This is a genomic window from Corynebacterium sp. Marseille-P8863 (genome assembly GCF_946902955.1).
Taxonomy (GTDB): Bacteria; Actinomycetota; Actinomycetes; order Mycobacteriales; family Mycobacteriaceae; genus Corynebacterium; species Corynebacterium gottingense.
Map to the genome: position 1 here is coordinate 1 of NZ_CAMPQC010000027.1, position 6,811 is coordinate 6,811.

Sequence of the window (6,811 nt, forward strand, 5' to 3'; positions counted from 1 at the left end):
GCTGGGCAGGACGAACATAACCCCAGCACAACACACCCAAAAACCACCCATCCCACCCCCAAAAAAGCACACATTTTGTCGCTTAAGTCGACACGCCGAGAAAAGCACACATTTTGTCGCTTAACCCCAAAACGCCGGGCCCTGCTTCGAAATTCTCCGGCCCTTAGCTTACAAAACACGAAGGGCGTTGCATACCCGTTGAAAACAGCAATTTCGGTGCATAATTCTCATTTTTGAAAGCGCTACACCGGCGCGGGAAGTCCCACTGGCACTACGGATAACCTGGACAAATGTGAACAACATGGTTGTAGTTCGAGGTAGATGGCATGTTTCAAATACTGCATAGAACGTGCATGCAAGCCAAAGCACAGAGCGCACGTAAGCGGATTCCTAATTGTAAAGACAGAGACAGCCAAGCAAATCATATGAACATGTGACGTAATTCACGTCAAGGGGGCGGGTATTGCGGCACAAACTCGGAATATAAATGGGACCGGAACGCGGAAACGCCGGCGAGTTGAGATGACTCGCCGGCGTTTAACGGACCGTTTAGATGTTGAGGGCGGAGCGGATCTGGTCGACGATCGAGTTGATCACGCCGCCGAGGTCGAAGACCAGGGCGCCGAACAGCGTGAGCAGGCCGATGAGGATGCCGCCCGCGAAGAGTCCGGCGGACTCGGCGGTGGAGGAGCCCTCGCTGGGGGAGGCGGTCTCGGTAACCGTGACGGTTTCGGTTGCAGTCGCCGTTGCCGTCGCCGGGGCCGCAGTGGTCGGCGCCGTCGTCGGTGCAGCGGTCGCCGCAGTGGTCGGCTCGGTGTTCGGGGCGGTCACCGTAGTGGTGACGGTGGTGGTCTCGGTAGCCGCGGTAGCCGCGGTAGCCGAGGTAGCCGCCGGTGCCGCCGGTGCCGCCGGCGAAGAGGTGGCAGCCGCAGTGGTGGCAGCCGCAGTGGTGGTCGCCGAAGGAGCCGTGGTCGTGGGCGACGGGGTCGGGGCGTCGGCCGCGCGGGCGGTCAGCCACTGGTCCGGGCCGATCGGGTGGTCCACGATGCGGACCTCGCCGATGTTGCCGAACCAGCCGTCGACCTTGTCGTTCTCCCAGGCGGAGGTGCCGAGGAGCCACTGGGCGCCTTCGCCGCCCATGCCGAGGGGGCCGTAGCCGTCGCGAAGAATGGGGGAGCCGTCGACATACATGGTGACCGACTTGTCCTTCGGGTCATTGACCACGGCCACGTGCATCCACTCGCCCTTCGGGACCTCGTGGGTCCAGTTGGAGAAGCCCTCGCCGTTCTGGCCCCAGGCGTACCAGCGCAGCTCGCGGAGGCTGGACACGCCCAGCATCTGGATCGGGTCGCCGTCCTCGCTGTCGGGGTGGGCGACGGTGCCGGACTCGTCGCGGATGAGGGCGTTGGACCACTTGTTGTTGTCGGCGTTCCAGTCCTCGTCGAGCTTGAGGAAGGCCTCCATGGTGTAGCCGTTCTCAAACTGCATGTCGTTGATGTCGGCGCCGGTGGCGGTCTCAAACCAGGCGGTGGAGTGCTTGAACTTGGGGTCCTTCCAGCGCAGGGAGCCGCGGTCCGAGGAGAGGGGGTGCGTGTCTTCCGAGAAGGTCACGGCGTCCTCGCGGGCGCCGACGCGGTAGCGGACGCGGGTCATGTCGTTGCCGTTGGCCACATCGGGGATGACGGCACCCTTGGGGGCAGGGGAGGCGTCGTTAAGCATCTTGCCCTCGAACGTGGTCTGGCCGGGGCGCCAGTGGACGGCAGTGCCATCGACGTGGACGTAATCCTGGTCGTTGCGGGGCTTGTCCTGCTCGGTGACCTCGTAGGGCTGGAAGCCGTCGGCGACGGTGGTGCGGAGGAGCTCGGCGTAGTCGGGGTCGTTCTCATCGCCCTTGGTGAAGTCGGGGGCGAAGGACTTGAAGCGCTCGGCGAAGTTGAGGTCGATGGAGTAGGAGTCGCCCTCGCCCTCGGGGAGGAGGTGGTCGAAGCTGGTGAGCTTCGCGTGGTCCTTGTCCTTGACCCACGGCGAGTAGGCCGTCATGTCGAGCGTGTTGTTGGTCAGGTCGAACTGGAGCTGGCCCATCAGGCCGTTGCCGCCCAGGTAGGCCATCTGGTAGTCCTGCAGGATGTTGATGACGTCGTGGCCGGCGTCGTTCTTCTCCACGTGGTAGCCCGCGCCGTGGTGGTGGCCCGCGATGGTGAGGAAGATCTGGTCATTCTTGCGGATCAGCTTGTCCCAGAGGTGCTCGCCGTACTCCTTGGTGAAGTAGGTGGAGCCGTCGCCGTTGATACCGGAGATCTCGTGAGCGGTGAGGATGACGGGGAGGTCCGGGTGCTCGTCGATGACCTGCTGGGCCCAATCGAGGGTATCATCAGGCGCGCGGAAACCCAGCGCGAGGAGGAGGTACTGCTGTCCCTCGGCCTCGAAGATGTGGTACTCGGAATCCGTCTTCTGGCCCGGGAAGCCGTAGCCGTCGCCGCCGTCGTGGATGCCCGTGGACTGGTGGCGGGCCTGGAAGGTGGCGTTCCGCTTCGCGCGCTCCTCCGGGAAGTACTCCTCGAACGCGGACGGACCGTCCTCGCCGTCGAACATGAAGTAGTCGTGGTTGCCCGGCAGGATGGAGTAGTTGAGGTGCGCGTCCTCCAGCGGTTTCATCGCCTCCGAGCTGATGTCCCAGGAGTTGCGGACGTTGGCCTGGTCGACGACATCACCAAGATGCGCCACGAACTGGGTGTTCAGGTCCTCGTGGTGCTTTGCCAGGAACTCGGTCTGCACGTCGAACGGGTTCGAGCCGTAGCGGGTGCCAAAGATGTCGCCGGCGTCCTTGTCGCCGTAGCGGGCGTAGAACTGGGTGTCCGGAAGCACGCCGAGGGTGAAGCGGGAAGCGAGGTCGGCGCCGGCTTCGGCGGCATTCGCAGTGGGGAGCGGGAGCTGCGTCATCGGGGTGAGCAGGGCGAGCGCGGTGACGGCCGCGATGTGTGTGCGCATGGGAGATCCTTTACGGTGCGTGACTGACGGGATTGCTTTGGTGGGTGAAATCCACACTCAAACGTAGCGCTGCCAGGTTGCGTTACGGTGAAATTGAGGTGAAGGCTGGGAGTTGGAGAGGGAAGTCCAATGTGCGGGGGCGGGCGGAAGAGGGGATACAGTGGACCCGCACAACCGAGCCCAGCAGGAGGACCGCATGCCCACACCGAAGACGCTGCAAATGTTCATGATGGACGGGACGCCGGACGGGCCGATTAAGGCGTCGATTGCGAATTGGGTGGGCCGCGTCTATTCGATCCCGCGCACGGAGATCAATTCGGCGAAGCTGAAGCAGCGGCCTGACCTCAACCAGCCCGCGGTGTACTTCCTGGTGGGCACGAACCCGGACACGGATCAGCCGAAGATCTACATCGGGCAGGCCACGCGCAGGCAGAACGGCATGGCGTTCGCGCGCGCCGCCGAGCACACGCGCAGCGACGACAAGGACTTCTTCAACCGCATCATCTACCTCGTCGTGGTGGACAACTCGTGGGGCCCGACCGAGATCACGTTCCTGGAAAACGCGTTCCACCAGCGCGCCGTCAGCGCGGGCCGGTACGAGGTGGCGAACGGGAACACGCCGTCGCCGGGCAACGTGACCGAGGAGGTACAGGCGGTGCTCGACGAGTTCATCGAGAACACCAACCTGATCATCAGCGCCCTCGGCATCACGGCGTTCCAGCCCGTCGCGTCGGAGGCAACCCGGCGCGGGCAGGCGGCGGTGCCGCAGGAGCACGCGCCGAGCAGTGCTGACGACGAGCCCGTGTTCGAGCTGGCCAGCTACGACCGCTCCATCCACGCGCTCGGGCAGCGCACGCCGGGCGGGTTCGTGGTGTTCAGCGGAGCCAAGCTGCGCGAGGACCTCACGGCGAGCGCCCCGAAGGCCATCACCGCCAACCGCGAGCGGTACGCGGACAGCATGGACAACTTCCGCCTGACCAAGGACGTGGAGTTCTCCAGCCCAAGCTCGGCCGCCAGCTTTGTGCGCGGCGCGGCCACCAACGGGCGCACCGCCTGGCACCTGGCGGAGAACGCAAACGTCAGCCTCGCGGACTGGGAGGACCGCGAGACTGATGAGGTGGAGGCGGAAGGGATGGGGGACGGAGGGGCGTCGATAAGCGGCTAGAACATGCCCCAAATGGACACGGCGAGGATGAGCGAGCCCATGACCAGGAGGAAGATGGTGTCCGGGCGGCGGGCGTAGTGCCTGAACGCGGTGGCTTTGAACGCGAGGAGCGCGGGCAGGATGTAGAGGAGGAACGCGACGAAGACGCCGCCGACGACGGAGATCATGTCCAGGACCGACGGGTTGAGCACCGCGACGAGGACGGCCGTGACGAAGACGAAGACGTTGACCACGCGGCGGATCGAGCGCGGGGTGAGTGTGGCCGCCGTGCGCGGGGCCGCGACGCGGATAAGGTAGCCGGTGCCTTCCTCGGTGCCGAGGAGGTGGCCGAAGTAGGACGTGATGATCGCGCAGATGGCGATGAGCGGGCTCACCCACGCGAGGAACGGCGTGTGCGTCTCGTTGGCCAGGTAGGACAGGACCGGGACGTTTTGCTCGTTCGCGGCGTCCATGCCGTCGGCGCCGAGCGCGAGCGCGCACGACCAGACGAAGAACATGGTGAAGAGGACGAGCATCGCGGCCGTGACCAGCTCGATCTTGGAGACGGCGCGCTCGGTCGCGGCGACGTCGCCACCCGTGCGCTTCTGCATGTCCAGCGCGAACTGCGACACCGCCGCGATGTGGCTAAATGAGAACACCAGCACCGGCATGATCAGCAGCACCGCCTGCCACATCGGCGTCTGCGACTCGTAGGCGCGGAAGCTGGCGACATCCCACCGCGGAATCAGGTAGATCGACACCGCCGCGAGCGCGAAAATCAGCGGGTAGACCAGCGCATTTGCCAGCCACAGGGTCACCTTCATGCCCAGCGCGTAGGCGCCCGTGAGCACGCCGACGCATACGGTGGCCAGGAGCCAGCGGTTGATTTCGGGGCCATGGAGCTGATTAACGACGAAGCTGTCAACCGTATTCGTGATCGAAATGGCATAGATGAGCACCACCGGATAGATGCCCAGCCAGTACATGAGCGCGCTAACCAGGCCCCGCTTGCGGCCGGTCAGCGCGGTGACGACCTGGAGCACGTCCAGGCCTTTCGACGGCGACGCTGCCACGATCCGGGCGTACGCGCGGTGCGAGAGGAACACCATCGGCCCGATGATCAGCGTGGCGATCACCAGCGGCCAGAACCCGAAGCTGCCCGCGTTGATGGGCAGGAACAGGATGCCGGCGCCGACGCCGGTGCCGAACAGGGCGATCACCCAGGAGAAGAAGTTGCCGTCCGGGGCCTTGGAGCGCCGCTGCTCGCGGATCTGCTCTTTGTCCGCCTCGGTGAGGTGGTCGGCGTCGAACTGCGCGCGGCCGAGCTCGAGGTGCTCGTCGCTGTACTGCTCGGGCAGGTCGGCGTAGGGGACGGGATGGGTGGTGTCTTGCTTATGTGAAGTGGTCATAGTTCCACGCTTTCAATGTCGTAGCTCACAAGGGTAGCACGGGGGTCGTACCCACTTTCGACGCCAAACCGAGTTGGTACGCTGATGTCCGGGGAGGGGACATGGAAAGAGCAATGCTTGTGACGCACCTGATCCGGCCGGGGGAGAGCGACGCGCTCGCGTGCCGGAAGCTGTCCGCGACGCGGTACGTGGCCGAGCAGGACTGGCGCGGCCTCAAGGCCTATGAGCAGGAGTTTCTGCGCGCGTACGCGATCGGGGTCGGCGCACAAAAGGCGGTGGTGGTGGGCCGCTCGGCCGCCGTCATCATGGGCCTATGGACGCTGCCCGCGAAGCACTCGCCGGTAATGCTGGCCAACCCGCGCCACTCGCCGCCGCCGAAGAAGCAGTGGCCCGAGGGGGTGCAGTACCGGGAGATGCGGATCCCGGAGGTTGACCGGGCTTCCATCTCGCTTCTCGACGGCGACACCGTCCTCCTCACCACCCCCGTCCGCACCACCGTCGACGTCGCCCGGCTCCACGGGGTGCGCCACGGCGTCGTCGCGATGGACTCGTTCCTCCACCAGTTCCGCCCCGGCGCGCGGGCGGAGCTCGAGGCGACGGTGCGCCGCCTGGCCAGGAAGAAGGGCATCGCACACGCGCGGACGGCGCTGGCCTGGAGCTCATCCCTGTCGCAGTCGCCGTACGAGTCGCTCCTGCGCGTCATCCTGCGCGAGCGCGGCATCGAGGCGCAGGAGCAGCTGTGGATCGGACCGTACGTGCGGCCTGACCTGTTGTGGGACCAACTGGTCATTGAGGTCGACGGCGACGTGAAGTTTGCCGAGGACGGGCAGACCGCCGCCCTGGAGCAGGCGCAGCGGGAGAACTGGATCCGGGTGCAGGGTTACGAGGTTGCCAGGCTCACACCGCGGCAGATCCTGCGCGACGAGGACTGGTGCATCCGCCACATCCTCGACCTCAAGGCGCGCTCGGAGCACCTCGGGCCGCCGCGGGTGCCGGCGACGCAGTGGCGGCCCGGCCACGGGGAGCACTGGCGGCGGTAGGCGGGCCGGGGGTTTGGCGCTGCGGTTGGGGCCTGCCTCTTATAAACATCTGACGCTGCCGACGACACTCCCTGTGGGGTAATTCTGGGGGGGCCGTCAATTTTAAAAAAAAAAAAAAGCCGAAGGATGAGGGGACAAATTTACTCATACATATCTTCTAGTGTATACGATATATATGTCATCATACTAACTGTTTACAGGCTAATTATTATAGACAGTGTAATATATAA

At 64.8% G+C, this 6,811-nt stretch carries 4 protein-coding genes; 2 read left to right on the forward strand and 2 right to left on the reverse strand.

The window, feature by feature from the left end; translation table 11 throughout:
- Nucleotides 1-549 precede the first annotated feature (549 nt).
- Entirely contained in the window at nucleotides 550-2,988 is a 2,439-nt protein-coding gene (locus OVO38_RS12245) for a LamG-like jellyroll fold domain-containing protein (protein ID WP_267208676.1), read from the reverse strand.
- A gap of 160 nt (nucleotides 2,989-3,148) precedes the next feature.
- Here OVO38_RS12245 and OVO38_RS12250 point away from each other — a divergent pair, with 160 nt between their 5' ends.
- On the forward strand, nucleotides 3,149-4,153 hold the full coding sequence (locus tag OVO38_RS12250) for a GIY-YIG nuclease family protein (RefSeq protein ID WP_095278619.1): 1,005 nt from the start codon (nucleotides 3,149-3,151) through the stop codon (nucleotides 4,151-4,153).
- On the opposite strand, the gene OVO38_RS12255 is transcribed toward OVO38_RS12250, so the two are convergent.
- A complete protein-coding gene (locus tag OVO38_RS12255; RefSeq protein WP_143340172.1) occupies nucleotides 4,150-5,541 on the reverse strand; it encodes an aromatic amino acid transport family protein in 1,392 nt (463 codons plus the stop codon). The genes OVO38_RS12250 and OVO38_RS12255 overlap by 4 nt on opposite strands.
- Before the next feature lie 113 nt (nucleotides 5,542-5,654).
- On the opposite strand from OVO38_RS12255, the gene OVO38_RS12260 reads away from it, so the two are divergent.
- A complete protein-coding gene (locus tag OVO38_RS12260; RefSeq protein WP_267208678.1) occupies nucleotides 5,655-6,581 on the forward strand; it encodes an endonuclease domain-containing protein in 927 nt (308 codons plus the stop codon).
- Nucleotides 6,582-6,811: the final 230 nt, after the last annotated feature.